This is a genomic window from Hydrogenophaga sp., from assembly GCF_026125825.1.
In the GTDB taxonomy this organism is placed as follows: domain Bacteria; phylum Pseudomonadota; class Gammaproteobacteria; order Burkholderiales; family Burkholderiaceae_C; genus Hydrogenophaga.
In genome coordinates this window covers 1-20,367 of the sequence record NZ_JAHCKK010000004.1, presented here as the reverse complement: position 1 = coordinate 20,367, position 20,367 = coordinate 1, and the positions used below count along the sequence as shown (strand labels likewise).

Below are 20,367 nucleotides of genomic sequence, written 5' to 3'. Positions count from 1 at the left end.
CCGCGCCATTGCTGGCGCATCCGCTAGGGGTGTTGCCCCGGGCCTTGGGCCCGGGCGCGACTGAGAGAGTCCCTTTGAACCTGATTGAGGTAATCCTCGCGCAGGGAAGCAGGCCGGATACCCAAGCCCCGTTGCGCCGCGCGGCAGGCACCCGGCCCAGCCCACCTGCTTCAACACTGCTTGGAGCGTTTCCATGTCGATGAATCCATCCCCGGCCAACCAGGCCCTGACCCCCGTGCCGCAAGACAACCGGGTCTTCCACTTCCACGAACACGCCGCCCTCTGGTTCAGCCTGGGCACCGGTCTTCTGGTGATGCAGATCGGCGCCTACCTGGTGCCCGCGGTGGGCACGCGCGACGCGGTCATTGCCATCGTGCTCGGGTCGCTCATCGGCGCCGGGCTGCTGGCCTGGACGGCCCGCCTGGGTTGCCAGACCGGCCTGTCCAGCGCCGGCCTGATGCACGCCACCTACGGCAGCGCCTTCGCGCGCCTGCCAGTGCTGCTCAACATCGCTCAGCTGGTCGGCTGGACCACCTTCGAGCTGGTCATCATGCAAGAGGGCACGGTCGCCATCCTCAAGCAGGCGCTGGGCAGCGAGCCTGGCGGCCTGCTCGATGGCACCGGCGGCAAGCTGCTGGCCACCCTGCTGTGGGGTGGCGTGCTCACCGCGCTCATGGCGGGCTCCATGCTCACGCTGGTGCGCCGCTTCGTGAGCCGCTTCGGCCTGCCGCTGGTGATCGCCTCGCTGGCCTGGCTCACCTGGCAGTTCGGCACGCGCCTGCAGGCGCAGGGCTTTGAAGGTTTCTGGAACCGCCCCGGCGCCGGTGGCATGGGCCTGTTCTCCGCGATGGACCTGGTGATCGCGATGCCGGTGTCCTGGCTGCCGCTGGTGGCCGACTACGCGCGCCACGGCAAACGCACCGCCTCCACCCTGGGCGGCACCTGGCTGGGGTATGCGCTGGCCAACATCTGGTGCTATGCGCTGGGCGTCCTGGTGGTCAGCACGGTGGAGCCGGGCACCAACCTGGTGGGCTCGCTGCTGCTCGCGCAGGGCGGCCTGATCGCGCTCGGCCTGATCCTGCTCGACGAAATGGACAACGCCTACGGCGACGCGCATTCCGGCGCGGTCTCGGTGCACAGTCTGCGCCCGCGCTGGAGCATCCGCGCCGCCGGGCTGGGTTTCGCCCTGGTCTGCACCGGCCTGGCGCTGCTGCTGCCCATGCACACGCTGGAGCCCTTCCTGCTGCTGCTCAGTTCGGTGTTCGTGCCGCTGTATGGCGTGATCCTGGGCCGCCTGGGCACGGGTGTGGCCACGGGCTCGTCCCGCTCGGTGGACTGGAGCGCGGCCGCACTGTGGGTGCTGGGCATCGCCTGCTACCACCTGCTGGCGAAGTTCGCGCCTCAACTGGGTTCGGCCCTGCCCACGCTGGCACTGACCTTCGCGCTTGCCGCGCTCTCGCGGCCACGCGGTGCTGGCGGGCTGACCCCGGCACGGGCCTGAGCGCCATGCCGACCCGCCGCCGCGCCTCAGTCCCGGGGCCGCTTGTGCAGAGCAAGCGGCGCGTGGCTGTGGTTCAGCGGCCCGTGGCCGGCACCGGTGTACACGTCGGCGCCCATCGCGATGGCCTGCAGGATGTAGCTGCGTGCCTTGGCCACGGCCTGCTCCAGCGGCTGGCCCAGCGCGAGGTAGGCCGCGACAGCGGACGACAGCGTGCAGCCGGTGCCATGTGTGTTGCGGCTCGCGATGCGCGGCGACGCCAGGCGTTGCGCGGGCCCGTCGCCGCTCACCAGCAGGTCGGCAACCTCGTCGCCGGGCAGGTGGCCGCCCTTGAGCAGCACCGCCTGGGCGCCCAGCGCGAGCAGGTCGCGCGCGGCGGCATCGAGTTCGCCCGCATCGGCGATGGGCCGGCCCAGCAGGAGCGCGGCCTCGTCCAGATTGGGCGTGACCACGGTGGCCAGCGGGAACAGTTCCTCCACCAGCACCTGCACCGTCTCTGGCGCGATCAGGCGGTCGCCGCTGGTGGCCACCATCACCGGGTCCAGCACCACAATTTTCACCCCGTAGTGCCGCAGCGCCCACGCCACGGTGCGCACGATCTCGGGTGCGTGCAGCATGCCAATCTTCACCGCGTCCACGCCGATGTCGTCGAGCACCGCGCTCAGCTGGGCCTTGAGCATCTCGGGCGGCACACCGTGGATGGCGCTCACGCCGAGCGTGTTCTGCGCCGTCAGGGCGGTGATGGCCGTCATGCCGTAGCAGCCAAGGGCCGCAAAGGTCTTGAGATCGGCCTGGATACCAGCGCCCCCGCCGCTGTCGGAGCCGGCGATGGACAGGACGCGGGTGTAACGTTGCGCTTCATGGGTCATGGCGCGCATTCTAGAGAGACTCCCCCGACCCGACTTCCTTCATTGCGCCCCCCAGCCCCTCTTTGACATGAACGCATCCTCCCCACCCGACGCCGTGGTACTTGGCGCCGGCCTCATGGGCCGGTTGCTGGCCTGCGCGCTGGCCCGGCGCGGACACCGCGTCGAGGTGATCGACGCAGGCGGTCCGGAAGCCGCGCACGCCGCCGCGCGCGTGGCCGCCGCCATGCTGGCCCCTCTGGCCGAGTCCGCCGTCACCGAGCTCAACGTCGTGCGCATGGGCCAGCATGCGCTCGCGCGCTGGCCCCAGCTGCTGGCCACGCTGGAGCAGCCCGTGTTCTTCCAGCAAAGCGGCACGCTGGTGCTCTGGCACCGGCAAGACGCCGCCGAGGCCGAGCGCTTCGCCGGCCAGCTCGCGCGCACCAGCGCTGCCCTGCCCTCGCTGCCTCAGGCGCAGCGTCTCGATGGCGCGGCGCTCACCACGATGGAGCCGGCCCTGGCCCACCGCTTTGCGCAGGGCCTTTACCTGCCCGATGAAGGCCAGCTCGACAACCGCGGGCTGCTCGCAGCGCTCGCGCACCAGATGCAGGTGCTGGGCGTCACCGTGCGCTGGCACACCTCGCGCACGCCTGACGAGGTGGACCCGGGACCGCACGGCTGGCTGTTCGATTGCCGCGGCCTGGGCGCGCGGCCGCAATGGAACGCCCTGCGCGGCGTGCGCGGCGAAGTCGCCCGCATCCACGCGCCGGGCGTGAGCCTGTCTCGCCCCACGCGCCTGGTGCACCCGCGCTACCCGCTCTACATCGCCCCCAAGCCCGACGGCGTGTTCGTGATCGGTGCGACCGAGATCGAGTCCGACGACCTCTCGCCCGCCAGCGTGCGCTCCACACTGGAACTGCTGAGCGCGGCCTACACCGTGCACCCGGGCTTTGGCGAAGCGCGCATCATGGAATTGGGCGTGCAGCTGCGGCCCACGCTGCCGGACAACCTGCCAGCGCTGCGCCTCGAGGGGCCGCGCAGAATGGCGATCAATGGCCTGTACCGCCATGGCTTCATGATCGCGCCGGCCGTGCTGGACGCCGCGCTCGAAGTGGTGGATCAGGGCCACTCCCCCCTGGCCGACGCCCTCGGCCTGGCCGTCATCCGCTGAACGAACGGAACCTCGCATGAACGTGATCATCAACCAGGAAACCCGCGAACTGCCCGACGGCGCCACGCTGGCCGATGCCCTGCGCGTCTGGGAGCCGCCCGCCGTGTTCGCCGCCGCTGTCAACCTGCAGTTCGTGCCCCGCACCGGCTACGCGCAGCACCGGCTCAACGACGGCGACCGCATTGAAATCATCGCCCCCATCACCGGGGGCTGAGGAGAGACCTGCCATGGACATGAACACCCCACCGCTCACCCAGGAAGACCCGCTGGTGCTCTACGGCGAGACCTTTGCCGGCCGCCTGCTGCTGGGCACCTCGCGCTACCCGTCACCGGCCACGCTCGAAGCCGCCGTGAAGCGCGCCCAGCCTGCCATGCTCACCGCCTCGCTGCGGCGCCAGGGTGCCGCGCAGCCCGAGGCCGGTGCGGCGTTCTGGAAGCTGCTGCAGGAACTGGCCGTGCCGGTGCTGCCCAACACCGCCGGCTGCCACACCGCCCAGGAAGTGATCACCACCGCGCAGATGGCACGCGAAGTGTTCAACACGCCGTGGATCAAGCTCGAACTCATCGGCGACGACTACAGCCTGCAGCCCGACACGCTCAACCTGGTGGACTGCGCGCGCCAGCTCATCAACGACGGCTTCAAGGTGCTGCCCTACTGCACCGAAGACCTGGTGCTGTGCCAGCGCCTCGTGGACGTGGGCTGCCAGGCCGTGATGCCCTGGGCCGCGCCCATCGGCACCGGCCAGGGCCCGGTGAACCCCTATGCCATGCGCCTGCTGCGCGAGCGCCTGAACGTGCCGCTGATCGTGGACGCCGGCCTGGGTCTGCCCTCGCATGCCTGCACCGTGATGGAGTGGGGCTTTGACGCCGTGCTGCTCAACACCGCCGTGGCGCTGGCGCAGTCGCCGGTGGACATGGCCGGCGCCTTCGCCGACGCCGTGCGCGCCGGTCGCGCCGCCTTCCGATCCGGCGCGATGCAGCCCCAGGCCAGCGCGCAGCCGAGCACGCCCGTGATGGGCACCCCTTTCTGGCACCACGGCGCATGAGCACCACCCTCACCTCCACCGAAGCGATGGTCCAGGCCATCGTGAATGCCCACCGCGCCACGCTCGCCTTGCCCGTGGCCGCCCACGCGGTGGCGCCCGCGCCCGCGTCCGACGACCCGGTGTTCGTCGCCGCCCTGCAGGCCGCCCACGAACTTGGCTTCATCGACATCGATGCCGTTTGCGTGGCGCGTGCCTGGTCCACCCGCACGCGGCGCACCGGCCGCTTCGACGCCGGGCACTGGCCCGACGAGCCGGCCGACTTCGACATGGCGCCCTACCCGCGCGAGAACGCCTTCGCGCCCTGCCCGGCCGAACTGGGGCTCTACGCAGTGATGCCGGATGCCGAATGGACAGTCCGCATGGCGCGCGCGGGCGTGCCCACGGTGCAGCTTCGGTTCAAGTCGGGCGACGCGCAGGCCATCCGTGCCGAAGTGCGCGCCGCCGTGGCCGGCGTGCAGGGCACGGGCGCGCTGCTGTTCATCAACGACCACTGGCAAGAGGCCATCGAAGCCGGCGCCTACGGCGTGCACCTGGGCCAGGAAGACCTGCAGGCCATGGCGCCCGACGACCTGGCCGCCATCCGGCACGCCGGGTTGCGCCTGGGGCTGAGCACCCACGGTTACGCCGAGATGCTCACGGCCGAACGCCACAACCCGAGCTACATCGCCATGGGCGCGGTGTTTCCCACCACGCTCAAACAGATGGCCACCGCGCCCCAGGGCACGGGCCGCCTGCGCGCGTACGCGGCGCTGCTTCGCTCAGGGGTCACGCACATGGCGATCGGCGGCATCGATCTGCACAACCTGCCCGAGGTGCTCAAGGCCAACGTGCGTTCCGTGGGCGTGGTGCGTGCCCTCATGGCCGCGCCCGACCTGGACGCGGCCGTGGCCGAGTGGAAGGCCGCGCTGGCGCGCGACTAGACCGGCCTGAGCGGCACGTGCGGGACGGGGGAACGCAGCACCTGGATGCGGTCCTGCGCAGAGATCTCGCCACCGTGCAGCACCACCGCCATCACCCCGGCCTTTCTCACCAGTTCGCCGTCGGCCGTGCGGTCCAGCACGGCGGCCCGCAGGCCGGGCTGAAATCGATCGATCTGCACGCAGGGGTTGCGCAGGCCGGTGATCCGCACCCGGGCCTCGCGCCCCAGCTGCAGCTCGGTGCCCGTGGAGAGTTCCAGCAGATCGATGCCTTCGGTGGTGATGTTCTCACCCAGCTCGCCCGGGTGGACCGTGTGCCCCTGTCGGGCCAGGGTCGCGAACAGCTCGGCCTGCAGCAGATGCACCTGGCGCAAGTTGGGGCGGCTCGGGTCTCGCGCCACGCGCGAGAGGTGCTGCACCGTGGCCCCGCAATGCGCGTCGCCTTGCACGCCCAGGCCCTCGAGCAAGGTGATCGCGTGCACCCGATCCTTGGAGAACTGGTGCAGGGGGCTGCGGTGGACGGCCAACACGCGGGCGTTCATGGTGCCTTGCGTTGTAGCACAGGGCCGTTGCGCGGCCGGCAGAGGCCCTCCTGCGCGTCGGTGTCCTGCCGCACAGACCGCCCCAGGGGGCCAGGCGCACATTGGAAGGCATGAATTTGCCATCCCACAAGGAGCGACCATGAACCTCTTTCACACCCCCTTCCATGTGTCCCACCGCAACGCCTTGCTGGCGGCGGTCGCCGCGCTGGGTCTCGCCGGGTGCGGCTCCAGCCCGCCCGTGAGTTCACAGGCCTACCCTTCACCGGTGTACCAGGCCCCCGCCCCGGGCCAGCCGGTGGCGCGCGACTACCGCCGCCGCGAGTCGGAAACCCTGTATGAAGTGCCGGTGAGCGCCTCGCGCGCCATCTACGGTGGCGGGCAGCGCTGCTGGATCGAGCGCGAGGAAGTCGAGCGCCGGCGCAACGTGCCTGGCGCGATCGTCGGCGGCGTGATCGGCGGCATCCTGGGTCACCAGATCGGTGGCGGCACGGGCCGCGACATCGCCACCGTCGGTGGTGCGGTGGCGGGTGCGGCCGTGGGCTCGAACGTGGGCCGCAACAACCCGCAGACGCAGGACGTGCAACGCTGCACCAACGTGAGCAGCAACAGCGCGCCCGAGTACTGGGACGTGAGCTACACCTTCCGTGGGGTGCAGCACCATGTGCAGATGAGCTCGCCTCCGGGGCGCACCATCCTGGTCAACGAGAGCGGCGAACCGCGCATCTGAATCCCGTGGTGTCAGGCGCTGTGCGCCACATGGCGGGCGGCGCGCCGCACTTGCGGCAACCGGGTGTGCAGGGCCTCCACCGGCCGATCGCCGCCGAGCCACTGGTTGGGGGTCACGAACCAGAGGGCCACCTCCGGCCCCTGGAGAACGTCGCCCAGTTCCGCCCGCACCATGGGCACCTCCGGGTGCAGGTTGCCGCGCTCCAGATCGAACTGGAACAACGGCAAGACGATGCCCCAGGGGCTGTCCATGGAGATGGCCCGGCCCGAGACGATCCAGCGCGCCACCAGCGACACCGGCTGGGAAATTTGCAGCGCCGCGTTGTGCAGGGACTGATGGCGGATGAGGTCGGCCAGTTCGTCCCCGCCGACCAGCCCCCCGGTGTCGGCAAACGCCGCGGCCATGGACATCCAGCGGTTCGCGTCGCTGCTGGCCGTGGACCGCATCGCCTGACAGCGATTCATCGGCGAGAGGGTGGGCAGGTGAAGGTTGGCCATGGAATCCCCTGGAGACGTGCCGCGCGCGGGCGGTCAAGGAGATCCAAGAATGCCGCAGGCCATGCCTGCCGATCTGCACCACGGCACGCAGCGACCGGTGGGCGGCACACGCCGGCCCCGTGCCGCCACCAAACGCCTGGCGGCGCCCAGGCGCAGCGCAAAAGGGCTCAGCCGCCCAGCGCCACGTAGCGGTCGGCGCGCGCGGCGTGCCGCACGGCGGGCAGGCGGGTGTGCATCGCCAGCGCGGGGCGCTCCCCTTGAAGCCATTCGTTGGGGGTCACGAACCACAAGGCCAGCTCCGCGCCTTCGAGCACGCCGCGCAGTTCCGCCAGCACCACGGGCATCCCGGGGTACAGCGAGGCACGCGGCAGATCGAACTGGAACATGGGCAGCAGGTGACCCCAGGGGGTGTCGATCGACACCACCGCACGCGACACGATCCAGCGCGCCACGAGCGAGACGGGCTGGGTCACGCCCAGGCTCCCGTTGCGCTCGCCATGCTCACGCAGGCATTGCGCCAGTTCGTCACCACTGATCAGGCCCCCGGTGTCGGCGAAAGCGGCGGCGGTGCTCATCCAGTGACCCGCCGGCATGCCATCGGGTTGCGGCGCTGAGGGCAGCTGAACCAGCGTGTCGCTGAACCAGGTCGAGGCGGGCGTTTCAGCCGCCGGGCGGGCATCGGGCATCGGGACTCCTCCAGGCATGTCGCGCACAGGGCGCAGGATGGACCCGAGGGTGGCGCAGCCGCCCAGGAGCGTCTGTGCGATGACACACAGTGGCTTTGGCGCCACGGCCAACGCCAACCTGTCGTCCAATAGGGGGATGACCACGTTTTCCCAAACCCCTGGCGCCGAGATCGAACAGCGCCTGACCGAACTCGAAATCAAGGCCAGCTACGCCGACGATCTGCTCGACACGCTCAACCAGCTGGTGGCCCGCCAGCAGGAACAGATCGACCTGCTGCTGCGCGAGGTCGGCCGCCTGCGCCAGCAGGGCGCCCCCCAGGCAGCGCCGGTCGTGCGCAACCCGCGCGACGAGCTGCCCCCGCACTACTGAGGCGAAACCCCGCCGGCCTCAGCCACCGCCCACCTGGAGCGAGGCCCCCGTGGCGTAGAACTGCCCCCCGGCCACGTAATGCAGGGTGCGCAGGTGATCGGGTGCGCCATCGAAGTGCCAGCGCCCCGCGCGGAAGACCCGCTCGTCCGCCCACGCGCCCACCACCTCGCCGATGAACAGGTCATAGGCGGCCTGGTTGTGCGGCTCGGGCATCACCCGGCACGCGAGCCAGGCCACGCAGCCCTCCACCAGCGGCAGGGCCGGGTGCGCGGGCGCATCAAAGACCTTCACTCCATGGCGCGCGAGCTTGTCCGGCACGGTGAGCGCGCTGTCGGTGCCCACGCCCAGCGTGAGCGCGGCCAGGCCAGCCGATGGCACGCACAACGCAAAGCACCCGCTGCCCTCCACCAGCGCGCGCGTGCGGGTGGCCTTGTCGATCACCACCGTCACCTTCGGCGGTGAAAAGTCCAGCGCACAGGCCCAGGCAGCGGCCATCACGTTGACCTCGCCGGCGTGGGCGCAGGACACGAGCACCGTGGGGCCGTGGTTGATGAGGCGGTAGGCCTTGTCGAGGGGAACGGGCTGGAAGAAGCGGGGTTGGGGTGCCGGGGTGGTCGTCATGTCCGGCATTGTGCAGAGACCGCCTCAGCGCCGCTGGCTGCCCGGATTGGTGACCGTGCCGCTCAAGGGGTCCAGGCGCTGGTGCACCGCGGTCTCGCGCGCGAGCGACGCGGCGAAATCGCCCAGGTGTTCCCGGTGCAAGAGTTGCTTGACCTCGGCGAGCAGCGCCGGGCTGCTGGCCGCCAGCCGCTGCGCCAGCTGGCGCGCCTGGGCCGGCAACGCGTCGTCGTCCACCACTTGCCACACCAGGCCCCAGCGCTCGGCATCCTCAGCCCCCAGCTCCTGTCCCAGCATCAGCAGGCCCTTGGCCTTCTGCAGCCCCACCAGGCGCGGCAGCAACGCGGCCACGCCACCGGTGCCGAACAGGCCCACCTGCACCTCGGGCAGCGCCAGGCGCGCGCCGCGCGCGGCCAGGGTGAGGTCGCCGTTGAGCATGAGCTCGACACCGGCGCCCACCACCCAGCCCTGCACCGCCGTCACCACCGGCTGGGGGCAGCCCACAAGCACCGAGGCCAGGGCTTGCAGGGTCTGCACGAAGGCGGGGGTGGGCGGGTCGTCCCGGTCCTTGCCGGCGCAGAAGGCGCGGCCTTCGCCGGTGAGCAGGACGACCCGGACCGCCGGATCGGCGACACCCGCCTGCGCCGCCGCCAGCAGGTCGCTCGCGAGCGCCAGCGTGAGGGCGTTGAGGCGCGCGGGGCGGTTCAGGCGCAATTCGAGCACGCCCGCATCAAAGGTCTGGATCAGGTGCATGGGCCAGAGCGTACACGCGTCTTGTCACAGGGCGATGGGCCTGGGCGCCTTACTCCCTCGCCCAATGCCTCGACTTGGCGGGCACGGCGCACAAGGGCCTGCGCCTGCTCCAGGCAGGTCCTGCTATGAAGCCAGCCACTGAGCCAGCGACACCTTGCCGATGCGCGCGCCGGGGCCGGGGATCAGGGCAGGGCCTTCCAGTGGCGAGCCGAAGTAGGTGGCCTGCGGGTCCGACACCACCTCGCGCGGGTCCTGGCGCGCCTGCAACAGCTGCCGCACGAGCTGGTCCAGTGGCACGGCCTGGGGCCCCGCGACCTCGCAGGTCCCGTTGAGCGGGGGCTGGACCGCCACGTCGGCCAGCGCCCCGGCCACGTCGCTGGCCGCGATGGGCTGCAGCGGCGCCGGGGGCAGGCGCACGGTCCGGCCTTCGGTGGCCACGTCGGCGATCGCCATCAGGAACTCGTGGAATTGCGTGGCGCGCACGATGGTGTACGGCACCCGCCCTTCCTGGATCAGCGCTTCCTGCGCCACCTTGGCGCGGAAGTAGCCGCTCGCGACGACGCGCTCAGAGCCGCCCACCGACAAGGCGACGAAGTGCCTCACACCGGCGCGCGCGCTGGCGTCCAGCAGGTTGCGGGTGGATTGGCGGAAGAAGTGCATCACCGCCTCGTCCTCGAAGGACGGCGAGTTGCTCACATCCACCACCACCTGCGCGCCGGCCAGCGCCTCGCTCAGGCCTTGGCCGGTGACGGCGTTGACACCCGACGAAGGCGAGGCCGCGGTGACCCCATGGCCGGCCTGGCGCAGCAGGGCGGTGAGTTGTTTCCCGATGAGGCCGCTGCCTCCGATGACCACGATGTTCATGCGATCTCCTTGTGGGCCACGGGTGCGTGCATGCCCACGGCCATGCGGTTCCAGGCGTTGATCTGCGCGATGGTCCAGCACAGCTCGACGATTTCCTGATCGCTGAGCTGGGTCTGTAGCAGCGCGAAATCGGCGTCGCGGCTGCCGTGGTGATCCACCAGGCGGGTCAGGGACTCGGCCCAGTTGAGCGCGGCACGCTCGCGCTCGCTGTACAGGCCCGCCTCGCGCCAGGTCACAAGGCTGTTGATGCGCTGCCAGCGCTCGCCGTGCTTGCGCAGGTCGCGCACGTGCATGTCCACGCAGAAGGCGCAGCCGTTGAGCTGCGAGACACGGGTCTTCACGAGTTCGATCAGGATGGGGCCAAGCGAGGAGCCGGCGGTGGTGGCGCCGACGGCGGCCATGGCCTGGTAGGCCTTGGGGGCGATCTCGGTCCAGGGGAGTCGGGGTGATGTCATGCTTCGCCTTTCAGAGGGGTTGGGGAACACACCTCTGAAGACGGTCAAGGCCTCGGGTTTGTGACAGCCAGGGGCCGTTCACCCGTCGCTACGCCAGCCCCCCAGTCTGGCCGTCGTCGCGCCCCAGCGCAGCGGCGATGCGCGCGAGCTTGTCGGGGTTGCGCTGCACGTGCAGGCGCAGGATGCGCTCGCCGTCGGTCACGAACGACTGCGCCGACTCCAGCCCGCCCTGGATGAAGCGCAGCAGGCCCCATTGCCCGTTGAGCACCACGACCTCGAAGCGCACCCCCGCCCCGAAGCGCCGGTGCGTGGCGTAGAAGAGCTGCGCAATGCGCCGCGCGCCCACCAGGGGCACGCCGATACTCGGCACCTTGCCGCCGCCGTCGCCGATCAGCTGGGCGTCTTCGGCCAGCAGCGACTGCAGCCTGTCGAACTGTCCGGTGGCGGCGGCATCGGCAAAGCCGCGCAGCAGGCGCAGCTGGGCCTCGCGCGGCACGATGTGGCGCGGTCGGTCGTCCTGCAGCTGCGCCTTGGCGCGGTGCACGATCTGGCGGCAGGCGCTCTCGGTCTTGCCCAGGGCCTGCGCCACCTCGCCATAGTCGGCGTCGAACACCTCGCGCATGAGAAAGGCCGCGCGCGCCTCAGGCGCCAGCCGCTCCAGCATGGCCAGAAAGGCCACCGACACGTCGTCGGCGCGCTCGAGCATCTGCTCGGGCGTCACCGGCCCATCGCCCAGCAGCGGCTCGGGCAGCCAGGTCCCGATGTAGTGCTCGCGCTGCACTTTGGCGCTGCGCAGGCGGTCGATCGCCAGGCGCGTGGTCACGGTGACCAGCCAGGCCTCGCCGCTGTCCAGGTCGGCGTGCGCGGCCTCGTGCCAGCGCAGCCAGGCGTCCTGCACCACCTCCTCGGCCTCGGCTGCGGAGCCCAGCATGCGGTAGGCGATGCCCTGCAGCCGGGGGCGCAGGCGGTTGAAGGTCGTGGTGGGATCGTTCATGAACAGCCAGACGGACGAGCGCCCCCGTTTGTGACAGAACGCGATGCTACCCGCCCCGTCCACCCCGCACGCGCTCTGGTGCGCAAGGCCCCCAGCGCGGCGGGCGGCCGCTACACTGACCCGAACCATTCCACCCTCCGCCATGCCAGACATCCCCACACTCGATCCGGCCGCGACCCTTCATTTCGTCATCAACAGCCGCTCCGGCAGCCAGGATGGCGACGGCACGCGCGCGACCATCGAGGCCGCGCTGCGCGCTGCGGGTCGGCCGGGCCAGTTGCACGTGTGCGAACCGGCCGATCTGCCCCGCCGCACCGCGGAGCTGGCGCAGCAGGCGCGCGAAACGAACTCGGCCATCGTCGCCGTGGGCGGCGACGGCACCATCAACACCGTGGCCCAGGCCGCGCACACCGCCGGCTGCGCCCTGGGCGTGATTCCGCGAGGCACCTTCAACTACTTCGCGCGCACGCACGGCATCGCCACCGACGTGGCCGCCGCCATGGCGCAGCTCATGGGCGCGCGGCCCGAGCCGGTGCAGGTCGCCGCCGTCAACGAGCGCTTGTTCCTGGTGAACGCCAGCGTGGGCCTGTACCCCGATTTGCTGGAAGACCGCGAGGTCTGGAAGAACCGTTTCGGGCGCAGCCAATGGGTGGCGATCTGGGCGGCCTTCGCCACGCTGTTTCGCGCGCAGCGGCGTCTGACGCTGCGCATCGGCCTGGACGGCGCGCAGCGCGAGGTGAAGACCCTCACGCTCTTCGTGGGCAACAACCGCCTGCAGCTCGAGCAGGTCGGCGTGGTGGCAGACCAGCGCCCCGATGGCGCGCGCGACAACGGCCGCGTCACGGCCGTGATGCTCAGGCCCATCGGCACCGGGGCCCTGCTGCGCCTGATGTGGCAAGGCGCCATGGGCACGCTCGGCGAGGCCGACGACATCGAGCACTTCGAGTTCCAGCAGATGGTGGTGCGCGCACCGGCGGTGGCGGGGGCGCGGCGCCTGAAAGTCGCGATCGACGGTGAAGTCATGCGCATGAAGACACCGCTGGATGTGCGCGTGCTGCCAGTGCCTCTGTTCCTGCTGAAACCGGCACCCGCCGACCGCGAGGTCCCTGCTTGAGTGCGATCCTGCAGGTCTCCGACCCCCACTTCGGCACCGAGCAGGCGCCCGTGGTCAATGCCCTGGTGCAGCTGGCCCAGCGGCTGCGACCCGATCTGGTGGTGCTCTCAGGCGACATCACCCAGCGCGCCCACGCTGGGCAGTTCGAGGCCGCTCGCCGTTTCATGGACCAGCTGGGCGCGCCCCGGCTCGTCATCCCGGGCAACCACGACATCCCGCTCTTCAACGCCTGGGCGCGGCTGATGCGGCCTTACGCAGGCCTGCGCGCGGCCTTCGGGGACGAGCTCGAACCGCAGTTCAGCTCGCCCGGAATGTTGGTGCTGGCGGTGAACACCACGCGCGCGCACCGGCACAAGAACGGCGAGGTGTCGACCGCGCAGGTCGCGCGCGTGGCGGCGCGGCTGGCCGAGGCCACGCCAGCCCAGCTGCGCGTGGTGGTGGTGCACCAGCCCATCGACGTGCAGCGCCCGCAAGACGAGCCGGACCGCCTGATCGGCCACGCCGCCGCACAAGCTGCCTGGGCCGCCGCCGGGGCCGACCTGGTGATGGGCGGCCACATCCACCTGCCTTACGTCATGGCCCTGCCCGGCCTGGCGCGGCCCATGTGGGCGGTGCAGGCTGGCACCGCCGTGTCGCGCCGCGTGCGGCCCGGCGCGCCCAATTCGGTCAACCTGGTGCGCTGGCATGCGGCCGAACGCGCCTGCACCATCGAGCAGTGGGACCACTCCGTCACCGAGCAGGCTTTCGTGCAGGCGCGCGTGACGCGCGTGCAGCCCGCGAGGTAAGGCCACCCGGTGAGCCGCCTCGCGGCTCCCCTTCTCTCGCGCCTCAGGCTGGAAGGGGCCGCCATGGGGGCCGGGCCGGACCCTCGGTGCGCTGGAGGGCGTCCTCTTGTGTGAGCGCGCGTCGCGCTGCCGCCAAGGACCGAAGCATCCTGTCAACCGAACATCAGGGTGCGGTGCGCGCTGGCCCCGGCCATGGCACCCGCGCCCACCGAGATCGCCACGTTGCCCGCCGCACGGGCAGCGTCGCCGCAGGCGAACACGCCGGGCACACTGGTGCCTTGCATCGCATCGGTGCGGATGAACGCGCCCGTGGGGCCTTCGTCCATGGCGCAGCCCAGCTGCGCGGCCACCGGGCTGGCCAGGTGCGTGCGCGCCATCGTGAACAGGCCGTCCATGGCGAAGCGGCGGCCATCGCGCATCGCCACCGTGGCCGTGTCCAGCAGGCGCGCCACCGCGCCTCCTTCCACCGCCACCCCTCGCGCGGCCAGCGCGGCGCGCTGCGCCTCGTCGGGCACGAAGGCATCGTTGAGAAACAGCGTGGTCGCCCCCCAGTCCGGCAGCATCAGCGCATGGTGCATCGACATCTCGCTGACCGCGAGCACGCCGATGCGCCCGTTGTCCAGTTCGTAGCCATGGCAGTAGGGGCAGTGGAAGACGCCCCGCCCCCAGCGCTCGGCCAGCCCTTCGATGGGTGGCAGTTCATCGACCACACCGGTGGCGATCACCAGCGTGCGGGCCTGCTCGGTGCGGCCATCGGCGAGCTCCACATCAAACCCCTCGCCCTGCGCCTGTGCGCGCGCGACCGTGCCGTCCAGCCAGCGCACATGGGGGTAGGCCAGCAGCTGGGCCTTGCCCTCGGCGGCGATGTCGCCGGGGGCGCGGCCATCCTGGCCCAGGAAGCCGTGCGAGGCGCTGGCGAAGCGGTTGCGGCGAAGGCCGGCGTCGATGACCAGCACGCGGCGGCGCGCCCGCGCAAGCTGCAGGGCGGCAGACAGGCCGGCGTAGCTGCCGCCGATCACGATCGCGTCATTGGGGAGGGTGGTGCGGGTCATGGTGGCTCCTGGCATGGGGATGGGCGTCGAAACGGCGGTTGAAATCGGCCGCGAGGTCGGCCAGCGTCACGCGGCCGAGTCGCTGCACCAGCAGGGCCTGGGCGTCCTGCAGCGCACCCGACAGCGCCTCATTCACCGCCTGCTCGACCAGACACTCGGGGTTGTCCGAGCGGTGGCCGATCGCGAACACCGTGGGTGCCCCGACCGCGTCGTACACATCGCGCAAGGTCACGGTCTTGAGGTTGCAGGCCAGCACCCAGCCGCCGCCGTGTCCCCGCTCGGAGCTCACGAAGCCGGCCTCGCGAAGGCCGGCGAGCGTGCGCCGGACCACCACCGGGCTGCTGCCCTGCAGGCACGCTGCCAGCGCCTCGGAGGTCATGGGCCGCTCACTCTGCGCCATGTGCAGCAGCAGGTGGAGGATGGAGGAAAGTTTGCTGTCGAGTTTCATGTAACTTGAATAGTTACATGAAATGAAACCAACCACCGACGAAGTGGCGATCAACCCTCTCAGGCCGTGTGGCTTTCCGAAGCTGGCGGCCGCACGTCGAAGGCGTCGTGGTAACTCACCTCGCCATGCGGCACCCGTCCATTGAGGGCCAGGGCCTGGAAATACGCCGGCGGCACGCCGGGCAGCAGCAGGCTGGGCCAGGCCCGAAAACCAAAGCGGCCGTAGAAGGCGGGCTCACCCACCAGCACGCAGCCGCCTGCGCCCAGATCGCGCAGGCGCTGCAGGGCCGCGCGCATGAGCCCGCTGCCCACGCCCAGCCCCTGGTAACCGGGCAGCACCGAGATCGGCCCCAGACCAAACCAGTCCCGCGTGCCGTCTGAGACGGCCACCGGTGACACCGCCACATGACCCACCAAGGCCCCCTGCCGCTCATCGACCAGCGACACCGCCAGCTGCCCCGCAGCGCGCAGCGCGTCGACGATCAGGTGCTCGGTGTGGCTGGTGTGCGGCGCGCGCTGGAAGGCCGCCGCCGTCAGGGCGTGGATGGCTTCGACGTCGCCGGGCGACTCGGGCCGGATCACTTGGCCAACTCGCGGCCGCCGCGCACCGGGCCTGCGCGCGACTCGACCACCGCCTCCACCTCGCGGCGCAGGCCCATCAGGAAGGCCAGCTCGGCCACCACGAACAGCGGACCGATGATGAGCCCCATGACGTCATCCACAAAGGCCGGTTTGCGGCCTTCGAAGACGTGCCCGACGAACTGGATCACCCAGCCCACCACGAACAGGCCGACGCCGAAGGTGGCCCAGGCGCCGGTGGACAGGCTGGCGGTGGCATGCGCCACCGCCAGGCAGGCGGCGAGCAGCACGCCCATCACCACGCCAAAGCGCAGGTCCAGCCGCAGGTAGTAGAGCGTGGCAGCGATCACCGCCAGCGTGGCCAACGACAGGGACAGGCCCGCCACCTCGAAGGCCGGTCGGGCCAGCAGCACCACGACCGAGAGCACGATCATGGGAATGCCGACGAAATGCGTGACGATGTTGCGGCGGTCGCGGTGGTAGGCCGCGTACTGGCTCAAGTGGTCGTTCAGGGTTTTCATCGTGGTCTCCGTGAAACAGCACAGGCGCACATCATCGCCAGAGCGGCGCCGCCGCGCCAGCGGGATTTCACCCGCCGCGTCACAGCAGCGACTGCGCGTCGTCCTGAGGTCGCACGGCCGGCCCGCTGCGGGCCAGCGCCATCCACACATGGAACGGCAGGCGTTCGATCGCGCGGCGCGGCGCCTCGCGCGCCACCACCAGCCGCTCGCCTTCGAGCTGCATCACGCCGCACTCGGCCGGCACCTCCTCGGGCGCGGCGATGGGCCGGCCCCTGGCGTCCTGTCCCAGCACGTACCAGCAGGCGCTGGCCAGGCCCAGGTAGGCGGCGCGCTTGGCGGGTTTGCGCAGATCACCCAGCAGGTCGGCCCGGCTCACCTTGATCTCATGCACCACGGGCTCCAGATAGGCCTCCACGGTGGTGTGGCGCACGGAGAACACATCCGGGCAGGCCACGCACCAGGCGTGACCGGGCGCACCGGACACGGCCTCGCCCTCGAAGGCGCAGGCCTGCTGCGGGCCACCCGGTTGCGTGGCGGGCTCGCCGCCATCCAGCAGCTCACGAGGCAGCGGCACGCGCAGTGCCAGGCCGCGCCAGGTGAGCCGGCCCGACTGCGCCATCGCCGTGGCCACGCGCTCCACCAGCGCCTCGTGCGGTGAGCGCGCCGCCTTGTTCTGGCTGAACACCTCGGCCAGCCGCTGGATGCCAGCCTCGGTCACGCGCAGGCTCTCGAACCCCCCGGGCGAAGGCCGGCGCTCCAGCAGGCCGGCGGCCAGCAGTTCCACCTCCAGCATGTCGTGACAAGGCCAGCCGGCCGAACGGTAGATCTCGCGAAGGCGCTGGTGGTGGCGCCGCGTCAGGGCGGGGGCGATGGCGTCCATCCACTGACTATATATCCAGTACCATGGTGGGCCATGTCGGCCAACCCACCGTCCATCGACACGTCCACCCCCTCTGTGGCGGTGCGCGTGCTGTGCGCGTTCGCGGCCAAGGCGGGCGACCTGGACCTGCGCTTCACGCCCTCGCCCAGCGCGCAGGAGGGCATCGCCGGCCACAGCCTGGTCACCGCGCGGCGCGCGGCGGGCTACCTGCGCGAAGTGCCGCTGAGCACCTGCTGCGGCGGACTGCGGGTGCAAGGCCGGGCCGATGGCTTCGACCCCGCGGTACCGCGCCTGGAGGAAATCAAGACCCACCGGGGCGACGCCGCGCGCATCCCCGACAACCACCGCGCGCTGCACTGGGCGCAGGCGCGGGTCTACGGCTGGATGCTGTGCGAACAGCACGCGCTGGAGCGCATCGAGCTCGCGCTGGTCTACTTCAACATCGACACCGGCCAGGAAACCGTGCTGCCCGTGTGGCACAGCGCCCTGGAGCTCAAAGCCTTCTTTGAAGCGCTTTGCACCCGCTACGAGGGCTGGGCGATGGCCGAGCGGTCCCACCGCAGCGCGCGCGACGAGGCGCTGCGCGCGCTGGCCTTTCCGTTCGAGGGCTTCCGCCCCGGGCAGCGCGAGCTGGCCGCGGCCGTCTACCGCTGCCATGGTGCCGGGCGCCACCTGCTGGCTCAGGCCCCCACCGGCATCGGCAAGACCATGGCCACGCTGTTCGCGGCCCTGCGCGCCGCACCCGACCAGGGCACGCACAAGCTCTTCTACCTCACCGCCAAGACACCCGGCCGCCAGCTTGCGCTGCATGCGCTTCAACGCCTCAAGGTCCGGCCACTTCGCGTGCTCGAACTGGTGGCGCGCGACAAGGCCTGCGAGCACCCGGACAAGGCCTGCCATGGCGAGTCGTGCCCCCTGGCGCGCGGCTTCTACGACCGGCTGCCGGCCGCGCGCGAGGCGGCCGTGCAGGCCGGCTGGCTCGACAGGACCGCGCTGCGCGAGACCGCGCTGGCCCATGAGGTGTGCCCCTATTACCTGGGCCAGGACCTGCTGCGCTGGAGCGACGTGGTCGTGGGTGACTTCAACCACTTCTTCGACCTCAGCGCGCACGCCTGGGCGCTCACGGTGGGCGACGGGCTGCGCGTGGGCCTGCTGGTGGACGAGGCGCACAACCTGATCGAACGCGCGCGGCTCATGTACAGCGCCGAGCTGCGTCCGGCCGCGTTCCAGGCCGTGCGCAAGAGCGCGCCGGCGGCGCTGCAGAAAACCATGGCCCGGCTGCAGCGGCCCTGGAGCGCCCTGGCGCGCCTGCAGACGCGGGAGCACACCGTGCTGCCCGAGCTGCCGGGCGCCTTCATCGACGCGCTGCAACGCCACAGCGCGGCGCTGTCGGACCACCTTGCGCTGGAGCCCGAGGGCGCGAACGCGGCAAGCCTGCAGGAATGGCTGTTCGAGGTGCAGCGATTCCTGCGCGTGGCCGAGGTGTTTGCCGAGCACTCGCTGATGGACCTCACCCCCTCCCCGCGCGCGGCCGGGCGCACGCGCCAGCCGGTCCTCCACATCCGCAACCTCGATCCCGGCCCGCTGCTGCAGCCGCGCTGGCAGGCCGCGCACAGCGCCACGCTGTTCTCGGCCACGCTCAGTCCCATGGGTTACGTGGGCGACCTGCTGGGCCTGCCGCCAGACACCGCGCGGCTGGACGTGCCCTCGCCCTTCGATCCATCGCAGCTGCAGGTGCGCGTGACACCTCACCTGTCCACGCGCTACGCCGACCGCGCGGCGTCGCTCGACCAGCTGGTGGCGGTCATGGCCGCCCAATACGCCCAACGGCCGGGCAACTACCTCGCTTTCTTCAGCAGCTTCGACTACCTGCAGCAGGCGCTCCAGCGGCTGCAGGCCACGCACCCGGCGCTGCCGGTGTGGGCACAGTCGCGCGGCATGGGCGAGCCCGAGCGGGAGGCCTTCGTCGCGCGCTTCACCCCAGAGAGCCAGGGCATTGGCTTCGCGGTGCTCGGCGGAGCGTTCGGTGAAGGCATCGACCTGCCCGGGCAGCGCCTCATCGGTGCCTTCATCGCCACGCTGGGCCTGCCGCAGCTCAACCCGGTGAATGAACAGCTGCGCACCCGGCTGCAGGCGCGCTTCGGCCAGGGTTACGACTACACCTACCTCTTCCCCGGCCTGCAGAAGGTGGTGCAGGCGGCCGGCCGCGTGATCCGCGGGCCGGACGATGAAGGCGTGGTGGTGCTGATGGACGAACGCTTCGGCCGCCCGGAAGTGCGTCGCTGGCTGCCCGCGTGGTGGGGACTGTGAGCGCGCGGCTCAGCCGTCGGCCTCGGCCTGCGCTTGCGCTTCGGGCGCTGGCAGCCGCGTGATCAGCACCTGGTCGATGCGGCGCCCGTCGAGCACCAGCACCTCGAAGCGCCAGCCCACGCAGTCCACATGCTCGCGCCGGCCCAGCAGCTCGCCCGCGACGGTCTGCATCAGGCCGGCCACGGTGTTGTAGCGCCCCTTGTCTTCGTCGGGCAGGTCATCGATCGCCAGGCGCGACTTCAGCTCGGCCACGGGCATGGCGCCGTCCACCAGCCAGGCACCATCCTCGCGCTGCGTTGCCCAGGCGTCCACCGCGGTGCGCGGCGAGAGCTCGCCGGTGATGGCTTCCAGCATGTCCAGCGGCGTGAGCAGGCCCTGCACCACACCGTATTCATCGACCACGAAGACCATGCGCGTGGCGCGTTCGCGGAACTGCTCCAGCAGTTCCATGCCGCTGAGCGTCTCGGGCACGAACACCGCGGGCAGCACGTGGCGCATCAGCGGTTCGTTGTTGCCTTCGGACTGCAGCGCAAGCATGCGCGGCAGGTGGATCACACCGACCACGTCGTCCAGTCCGCCACGGCACACCGGGTACCAGGAATGGCCGGTGGTCCACGCTTTCTGCACAGCCGCATCGATCCGGTCTTCGGCGTCAAGCCATTCGATCTCGGAATGCGGCACCATGATGGAGGTGAG

Annotated in this window: 25 protein-coding genes and 1 riboswitch; of the genes, 10 read left to right on the top strand and 15 right to left on the bottom strand. The window is 71.0% G+C overall.

Annotated features, from left to right (window positions below):
• Positions 1-15: 15 nt before the first annotated feature.
• A riboswitch (TPP riboswitch) is annotated at positions 16-124 on the top strand.
• Positions 125-199: 75 nt separating this feature from the next.
• Positions 200-1,501 (top strand): cytosine permease, encoded by a 1,302-nt coding sequence (locus KIT86_RS03240; protein ID WP_297395128.1) that lies wholly within the window; start codon positions 200-202, stop codon positions 1,499-1,501.
• Between the two features lie 26 nt (positions 1,502-1,527).
• Here KIT86_RS03240 and thiD read toward each other — a convergent pair whose 3' ends face one another.
• On the bottom strand, positions 1,528-2,376 hold the full coding sequence (gene thiD, locus KIT86_RS03235) for a bifunctional hydroxymethylpyrimidine kinase/phosphomethylpyrimidine kinase (RefSeq protein ID WP_297395011.1): 849 nt from the start codon (positions 2,374-2,376) through the stop codon (positions 1,528-1,530).
• 58 nt (positions 2,377-2,434) lie between these two features.
• Between thiD and KIT86_RS03230 the strand changes: the two genes are divergently transcribed.
• Genes KIT86_RS03230 through KIT86_RS03215 form a run of 4 tightly spaced genes read left to right on the top strand, consistent with a single transcriptional unit; the run spans position 2,435 to position 5,480 of the window.
• Positions 2,435-3,514, top strand: a complete 1,080-nt coding sequence (locus KIT86_RS03230) for an FAD-dependent oxidoreductase (protein WP_297395010.1) — start codon at positions 2,435-2,437, stop codon at positions 3,512-3,514.
• Between the two features lie 16 nt (positions 3,515-3,530).
• On the top strand, positions 3,531-3,728 hold the full coding sequence (thiS, locus tag KIT86_RS03225; protein ID WP_297395008.1) for a sulfur carrier protein ThiS: 198 nt from the start codon (positions 3,531-3,533) through the stop codon (positions 3,726-3,728).
• 19 nt (positions 3,729-3,747) lie between these two features.
• On the top strand, positions 3,748-4,560 hold the full coding sequence (locus KIT86_RS03220; RefSeq protein ID WP_297395127.1) for a thiazole synthase: 813 nt from the start codon (positions 3,748-3,750) through the stop codon (positions 4,558-4,560).
• Positions 4,557-5,480, top strand: coding sequence for a thiamine phosphate synthase (locus KIT86_RS03215; RefSeq protein ID WP_297395006.1), 924 nt, complete (start codon positions 4,557-4,559; stop codon positions 5,478-5,480). The genes KIT86_RS03220 and KIT86_RS03215 overlap by 4 nt, the downstream gene beginning before the upstream one ends.
• Here the strand turns inward: KIT86_RS03215 and KIT86_RS03210 are convergent.
• The gene (locus KIT86_RS03210) at positions 5,477-6,019 is read right to left on the bottom strand and encodes an MOSC domain-containing protein (protein WP_297395005.1); all 543 of its coding nucleotides are present in this window, start codon (positions 6,017-6,019) and stop codon (positions 5,477-5,479) included. The two genes, KIT86_RS03215 and KIT86_RS03210, sit on opposite strands and share 4 nt — an antisense overlap.
• A gap of 139 nt (positions 6,020-6,158) precedes the next feature.
• On the opposite strand from KIT86_RS03210, the gene KIT86_RS03205 reads away from it, so the two are divergent.
• A complete protein-coding gene (locus KIT86_RS03205) occupies positions 6,159-6,746 on the top strand; it encodes a glycine zipper 2TM domain-containing protein (protein WP_297395003.1) in 588 nt (195 codons plus the stop codon).
• 11 nt (positions 6,747-6,757) lie between these two features.
• Here the strand turns inward: KIT86_RS03205 and KIT86_RS03200 are convergent, their stop codons facing one another.
• Both KIT86_RS03200 and KIT86_RS03195 read right to left on the bottom strand, forming a co-directional pair.
• Positions 6,758-7,243 (bottom strand): hypothetical protein, encoded by a 486-nt coding sequence (locus KIT86_RS03200; protein ID WP_297395001.1) that lies wholly within the window; start codon positions 7,241-7,243, stop codon positions 6,758-6,760.
• Positions 7,244-7,410: 167 nt separating this feature from the next.
• A complete protein-coding gene (locus KIT86_RS03195) occupies positions 7,411-7,929 on the bottom strand; it encodes a hypothetical protein (protein WP_297394999.1) in 519 nt (172 codons plus the stop codon).
• Between the two features lie 136 nt (positions 7,930-8,065).
• Here KIT86_RS03195 and KIT86_RS03190 point away from each other — a divergent pair, with 136 nt between their 5' ends.
• Positions 8,066-8,299 carry a SlyX family protein gene (locus KIT86_RS03190; protein ID WP_297394998.1) on the top strand — a complete coding sequence of 78 codons (234 nt, stop codon included), beginning with the start codon at positions 8,066-8,068 and terminating at the stop codon, positions 8,297-8,299.
• A gap of 18 nt (positions 8,300-8,317) precedes the next feature.
• Here KIT86_RS03190 and KIT86_RS03185 read toward each other — a convergent pair whose 3' ends face one another.
• From KIT86_RS03185 to KIT86_RS03165, 5 genes are all read right to left on the bottom strand, one after another.
• On the bottom strand, positions 8,318-8,920 hold the full coding sequence (locus KIT86_RS03185) for a flavin reductase family protein (RefSeq protein ID WP_297394997.1): 603 nt from the start codon (positions 8,918-8,920) through the stop codon (positions 8,318-8,320).
• A gap of 24 nt (positions 8,921-8,944) precedes the next feature.
• Positions 8,945-9,670, bottom strand: coding sequence for an enoyl-CoA hydratase-related protein (locus tag KIT86_RS03180; protein WP_297394996.1), 726 nt, complete (start codon positions 9,668-9,670; stop codon positions 8,945-8,947).
• A gap of 123 nt (positions 9,671-9,793) precedes the next feature.
• Positions 9,794-10,534, bottom strand: coding sequence for an SDR family oxidoreductase (locus tag KIT86_RS03175; RefSeq protein ID WP_297394995.1), 741 nt, complete (start codon positions 10,532-10,534; stop codon positions 9,794-9,796).
• Positions 10,531-10,989 (bottom strand): carboxymuconolactone decarboxylase family protein, encoded by a 459-nt coding sequence (locus KIT86_RS03170; RefSeq protein WP_297394993.1) that lies wholly within the window; start codon positions 10,987-10,989, stop codon positions 10,531-10,533. Before KIT86_RS03170 ends, KIT86_RS03175 begins: the two co-directional genes overlap by 4 nt.
• A gap of 88 nt (positions 10,990-11,077) precedes the next feature.
• On the bottom strand, positions 11,078-11,983 hold the full coding sequence (locus KIT86_RS03165) for an RNA polymerase sigma-70 factor (RefSeq protein WP_297394991.1): 906 nt from the start codon (positions 11,981-11,983) through the stop codon (positions 11,078-11,080).
• Positions 11,984-12,125: 142 nt separating this feature from the next.
• Between KIT86_RS03165 and KIT86_RS03160 the strand changes: the two genes are divergently transcribed.
• Positions 12,126-13,097 (top strand): diacylglycerol kinase family protein, encoded by a 972-nt coding sequence (locus KIT86_RS03160; RefSeq protein WP_297394990.1) that lies wholly within the window; start codon positions 12,126-12,128, stop codon positions 13,095-13,097.
• Complete coding sequence (locus KIT86_RS03155; RefSeq protein WP_297394989.1) at positions 13,094-13,882, top strand: metallophosphoesterase; 789 nt, start codon at positions 13,094-13,096, stop codon at positions 13,880-13,882. Before KIT86_RS03160 ends, KIT86_RS03155 begins: the two co-directional genes overlap by 4 nt.
• A gap of 152 nt (positions 13,883-14,034) precedes the next feature.
• Here the strand turns inward: KIT86_RS03155 and KIT86_RS03150 are convergent, their stop codons facing one another.
• The 5 genes from KIT86_RS03150 to KIT86_RS03130 form a co-directional block, all read right to left on the bottom strand.
• The gene (locus tag KIT86_RS03150; RefSeq protein ID WP_297394988.1) at positions 14,035-14,934 is read right to left on the bottom strand and encodes an NAD(P)/FAD-dependent oxidoreductase; all 900 of its coding nucleotides are present in this window, start codon (positions 14,932-14,934) and stop codon (positions 14,035-14,037) included.
• The gene (locus KIT86_RS03145; protein WP_297394986.1) at positions 14,909-15,382 is read right to left on the bottom strand and encodes an Rrf2 family transcriptional regulator; all 474 of its coding nucleotides are present in this window, start codon (positions 15,380-15,382) and stop codon (positions 14,909-14,911) included. The genes KIT86_RS03150 and KIT86_RS03145 overlap by 26 nt, the downstream gene beginning before the upstream one ends.
• A 59-nt stretch (positions 15,383-15,441) precedes the next feature.
• Positions 15,442-15,963, bottom strand: a complete 522-nt coding sequence (locus KIT86_RS03140; RefSeq protein ID WP_297394984.1) for a GNAT family N-acetyltransferase — start codon at positions 15,961-15,963, stop codon at positions 15,442-15,444.
• A complete protein-coding gene (locus tag KIT86_RS03135) occupies positions 15,960-16,481 on the bottom strand; it encodes a DUF962 domain-containing protein (protein WP_297394982.1) in 522 nt (173 codons plus the stop codon). Before KIT86_RS03135 ends, KIT86_RS03140 begins: the two co-directional genes overlap by 4 nt.
• A gap of 79 nt (positions 16,482-16,560) precedes the next feature.
• Positions 16,561-17,361 (bottom strand): hypothetical protein, encoded by an 801-nt coding sequence (locus KIT86_RS03130; RefSeq protein WP_297394980.1) that lies wholly within the window; start codon positions 17,359-17,361, stop codon positions 16,561-16,563.
• 33 nt (positions 17,362-17,394) lie between these two features.
• Here KIT86_RS03130 and KIT86_RS03125 point away from each other — a divergent pair, with 33 nt between their 5' ends.
• Positions 17,395-19,671, top strand: a complete 2,277-nt coding sequence (locus tag KIT86_RS03125; RefSeq protein ID WP_297394978.1) for an ATP-dependent DNA helicase — start codon at positions 17,395-17,397, stop codon at positions 19,669-19,671.
• Between the two features lie 9 nt (positions 19,672-19,680).
• On the opposite strand, the gene KIT86_RS03120 is transcribed toward KIT86_RS03125, so the two are convergent.
• On the bottom strand, positions 19,681-20,367 hold a 687-nt coding region (locus KIT86_RS03120), incomplete at its 5' end, for a transporter associated domain-containing protein (protein WP_297394976.1).